The organism is Streptomyces sp. WELS2 (assembly GCF_013870595.1).
In the GTDB taxonomy this organism is placed as follows: Bacteria; Actinomycetota; Actinomycetes; order Streptomycetales; family Streptomycetaceae; genus Streptomyces.
Genome location: NZ_JACBWZ010000572.1, coordinates 1 through 4,170, shown reverse-complemented (window position 1 = coordinate 4,170; position 4,170 = coordinate 1). Strand labels below are relative to the sequence as shown.

The 4,170-nt window shown below is 73.3% G+C and carries 5 protein-coding genes; 3 read left to right on the top strand and 2 right to left on the bottom strand.

What is annotated here, in order from left to right:
- The 3 genes from H5J33_RS25880 to fxsA all read left to right on the top strand — a co-directional run.
- On the top strand, window positions 1-1,197 hold a 1,197-nt coding region (locus H5J33_RS25880), incomplete at its 5' end, for an amidohydrolase (RefSeq protein WP_258565404.1).
- A 558-nt stretch (window positions 1,198-1,755) separates the two neighbouring features.
- Window positions 1,756-2,550, top strand: coding sequence for a polyprenol monophosphomannose synthase (locus H5J33_RS25875; protein ID WP_181797271.1), 795 nt, complete (start codon window positions 1,756-1,758; stop codon window positions 2,548-2,550).
- 71 nt (window positions 2,551-2,621) lie between these two features.
- Entirely contained in the window at window positions 2,622-3,179 is a 558-nt protein-coding gene (gene fxsA / locus H5J33_RS25870) for an FxsA family membrane protein (protein WP_181797270.1), read from the top strand.
- Window positions 3,180-3,308: 129 nt separating this feature from the next.
- Here fxsA and H5J33_RS25865 read toward each other — a convergent pair whose 3' ends face one another.
- The gene (locus H5J33_RS25865; RefSeq protein WP_003977404.1) at window positions 3,309-3,683 is read right to left on the bottom strand and encodes an RNA polymerase-binding protein RbpA; all 375 of its coding nucleotides are present in this window, start codon (window positions 3,681-3,683) and stop codon (window positions 3,309-3,311) included.
- Window positions 3,684-4,006: 323 nt separating this feature from the next.
- Window positions 4,007-4,170: glycerophosphodiester phosphodiesterase family protein (locus H5J33_RS25860; protein WP_309485488.1), on the bottom strand; the 164-nt coding region annotated here is incomplete at its 5' end.

Genomic DNA, 4,170 nt, shown 5'->3' with positions numbered 1-4,170 from the left:
GACGCGGAGATCGAGCGGGCGACCGTACGACAGGTGCTGGACCACCAGTTGCACAACGTCCGCCTGCTGGACCTGGTCCCCGCCGCCGTGCCCCGCGACGACGCCCCGCTCACCCGGGACGCCCATCACGTCGTACGCGAGGCCGCGCTCGGCGCCATCGCCCCCGCCCAGCGGGAGGAGGCCCAGCGCGCCGCACTGGCGCACGCCGCCTCGCTCGGCATCGGCACCGTGCACGAGTGCGGAGGCCCGAAGATCTCCTCCGAGGACGACTTCACCGCCCTGCTGCGGCTCGCCGCCGAGCTGCCCGGCCCCCGCGTGGTCGGCTACTGGGCCGAGCAGGACACCGGCAAGGCCCGTGAGCTGGGCGCGGCCGGTGCCGCAGGCGACCTGTTCGCCGACGGTGCCCTCGGCTCGCACACCGCCTGCCTGCACGAGCCGTACGCCGACGCCGGCCACTCGGGCACCGCCTATCTGGACGCCGACGCCGTCGCCGCCCACGTGGTGGCCTGCACCGAGGCGGGCCTCCAGGCCGGCTTCCACGCCATCGGCGACGCCGCCGTGAGCGCCGTGGTCGAGGGTGTGCGCGCCGCCGCCGAGAAGGTGGGCCTGGCCCGTGTGCGCGCCGCCCGGCACCGTGTCGAGCACGCCGAGATGCTCACCCCCGAGACCGTCGCCGGCTTCGCCGAACTGGGCCTGATCGCCTCCGTGCAGCCCGCCTTCGACGCGCTGTGGGGCGGTGAGGACGGCATGTACGCCCGGCGGCTGGGCGCCGCAAGGGCCCGCACCCTCAACCCGTTCGCCGCGCTGCTGCGGGCCGGCGTACCGCTGGCGTTCGGCTCGGACAGCCCGGTCACCCCGCTCGACCCGTGGGGCACGGTCCGGGCCGCCGCCTTCCACCGCACGCCCGGGCACCGGATCTCGGTCCGGGCCGCGTTCACCGCGCACACCCGCGGCGGCTGGCGGGCCGTGGGCCGGGACGACGCGGGCGTGCTGGTGCCCGGCGCCCCCGCCGACTACGCCGTCTGGCGCACCGACCGGCTCGTGGTGCAGGCCCCCGACGACCGGGTGGCCCGCTGGTCCACCGACCCGCGCTCCGGCACCCCCGGCCTGCCCGACCTCACCCCGGGCCGTGACCTGCCGGTCTGCCTGCGCACCGTGGTGGGGGGACGGACGGTGTTCGTACGGCCGGGCGAGTGATCTCCCGGGGTGGCGCGGCGGCCACCGGCCGCCGCGGCCCCGCCGCCCCACCTGCGCATCCTCCCCGCCGCCCGCGCCATCGGACCCGTCGTCCCAGCTCAGAGGGCTGTTGACAGTCGGCGGCCGGGGGCCGGTAGGTTCGGCCGGGTCCACCACCGAAACGCCCGACCGGGGGCTGTTCGCACGGCTCGTCGCAGCGCCGCTGGGTCAGGGACGGTGTGCCGCACCGGGGCACCGTCACTGGGAGCCAGGCCCAGCGCCCGCGCCGGCGAGGGAACGCCCCGGACGGCCGGCCGGTGCGACCCGGGTGGGGCCCGGGCGCTCCCTAGACAACGGCTTTCGGTAGATCCGCAGCCAGCGGGTCCCAGGTCGGCCCGAAGGGCGCCGGGCCCCCATCCGCCGTGGCGCGTTCCGCTCTCCGCGCGACGGGAAGGTGCCGAAAAGCATCACTCCTACCCCGTTTCCGGGGAAACGACACCACAAGATGCCTGCGCCATCGCGTCTTCCCAGGCGGCGGCCACTATGGTGGACCCTTGCGTACGACATGAAGGGGCAGCAGTGAACGACGGCGACGGGGCCCTCGCGGCCACAGCCCAGGGACGGCAGTACGGTCCGCTCGGCACGGCCTTGGTGATCATTCCGACCTACAACGAGGCGGAGAACATCAAGACCATCGTGGGCCGGGTACGCGGCGCCGTCCCCGAGGCGCACGTACTCATCGCGGACGACAACAGCCCCGACGGCACCGGCAAGCTCGCCGACGAACTCGCCGCCGCCGACGACCACGTCCACGTGCTGCACCGCAAGGGCAAGGAGGGCCTCGGCGCCGCCTACCTCGCGGGCTTCCGCTGGGGCCTGGAGCGGGACTACGGCGTGCTGATCGAGATGGACGCCGACGGCTCCCACCAGCCCGAGGAACTGCCCCGGCTGCTCACCGCCCTCAAGGGCGCCGACCTGGTCCTCGGCTCCCGCTGGGTGCCCGGCGGCCGGGTGGTGAACTGGCCCAAGTCCCGTGAGTTCCTCTCGCGGGGCGGCTCCACCTACTCGCGCCTCATGCTCGACGTGCCGATCCGGGACGTGACGGGCGGCTTCCGGGCCTTCCGCCGCGAGACCCTGGAGGGGCTGGGGCTGGGCGAGGTCGCCTCGCAGGGCTACTGCTTCCAGGTCGACCTGGCCCGCCGCGCGGTGAAGGCCGGCTATCACGTCGTCGAGGTCCCCATCACCTTCGTCGAGCGCCAGCTGGGCGACTCCAAGATGAGCCGGGACATCGTGGTCGAGGCGCTGTGGCGGGTCACCTCCTGGGGCGTCGGGGACCGCGTCGGCCGGTTCACCGGCAAGGACAAGCGCGCCTAGCACACCACGTCACGGCCGCGGCCGGTCACTCCCTTATCCGGTGCTGAGCCGCGCCCAGGCACACTGGGAACATGACGACTGGCGCTCCGACCTCCCCGTACACCGCCCGCCGCCGGCGCTCGCGGCTGCGCAGGTATCTGCCGTTGGCCCTCGCCGCCTGGCTGGTGCTGGAGATCTGGCTGCTGACCCTGGTCGCGGGCGCGGCGGGCGGGCTCACGGTGTTCCTGCTCCTCGTCGCGGGCCTCGTGGCCGGCTCCGTGGTCATCAAGCGGGCGGGCCGCCGCGCCTTCGCGAGCCTGAACGAGGCCGTGCGCCAGGGCGGCTCGCCGGCCCGTGGCGGCGGCAACGGCCTGATGATGCTCAGCGGTCTGCTGCTGATGATCCCGGGCCTGGTCTCGGACGCGGCGGGCCTGCTCCTGCTGCTGCCGCCGGTCCAGCGGGCGGTCGGCCGCCTCGCCGAGAACGCCCTGGAGCGCAGCCTGCGCAGGGTCGCCCCGGGCAGCCTGGGGGACGTGTTCCAGCAGGCCCGCATGCACCGGCCCGACGGCAAGGTGGTGCCGGGCGAGGTGATCAGGGACGACGAGCCGCACGACACCCCGCAGGGCCCCCGGCCGCCGCTGACGCGCTGAGCGGCCCCCGCGCGGGACGCGCTCGGCGTCCGCGTACGGCATACGACGGCGGGCGCCGTACATGGAGACCATGTACGGCGCCCGCCGTCGTATGTGTCGCGCTGTGTACCGGCCGAGCCCCGCGGGGGACTAGGCGCTCTTGCGGCTGTCCCGGGGGTGGACCGCGATGTTCATCGCGCCCGAACGCAGCACCGCCAGACGCTCCTCGAGGACCTCTTCGAGTTCCTCGCGGGTGCGCCGCTCCATCAGCATGTCCCAATGGGTACGCGCGGGCTTGGCCTTCTTCTCCTCGGGGCCGTCGCCGTCCACCAGGAGTGCCTGGGCACCGCAGACCTTGCACTCCCACTCCGGCGGGATCTCCGCCTCCACAGAGAAGGGCATCTCGAAGCGGTGCCCCTTCTCACATGCGTACTCCACGGCCTGGCGCGGAGCCAGGTCGATGCCGCGGTCCGTCTCGTAGCTGGTCACCACGAGGCGTGTACCGCGAAGAGCTCGCTCACTCATGAATCGTGCCTCCCGGGCTTGTCGCCCACAGGACAGGTGTCGCTGTCGTCGTCATCCGGTCAACGTCCGGTCGGCGGTAAAGATTCCCGTTCCGGGTCATGCGTCGCCGTCGTAGCCGCCCCTTGTTCTACCCACAGGCGCCCGGTTTGTCACATCTGCTAGCAGATGTCACCCAGCGTTTCGGCATCTTTGACGCGCAGTAACGGTACGCCTGGCAGGCCAAACGCGTACACTACCGCCCTTTCACGCCGAGTGCGAAATCGCTTCCGGAAAGCGCCGGCGACGACCCACCGCGAAGGGCGGGAAGAAGGCGTTCCGGGCGCTCAGACCCAGACGCCGCGCTCCTCCATGACCTCGCGCAAGGTGCCGATGTGATCCGTCATGATGCCATCCACCCCGAGGTCCAGCAGCCGGTGCATCCGCTCCGGGTCGTTGACCGTCCACACGTGCACCTGGAGTCCGCGCGCGTGCGCGACCCGGACGAAGC

Coding starts and splice junctions, on each gene's coding strand:
- fxsA (WP_181797270.1), top strand. CDS start 2,622: ATGACGACTGGCGCTCCGACCTCCCCGTACACCGCCCGCCGCCGGCGC.
- H5J33_RS25865 (WP_003977404.1), bottom strand. CDS start 3,683: ATGAGTGAGCGAGCTCTTCGCGGTACACGCCTCGTGGTGACCAGCTAC.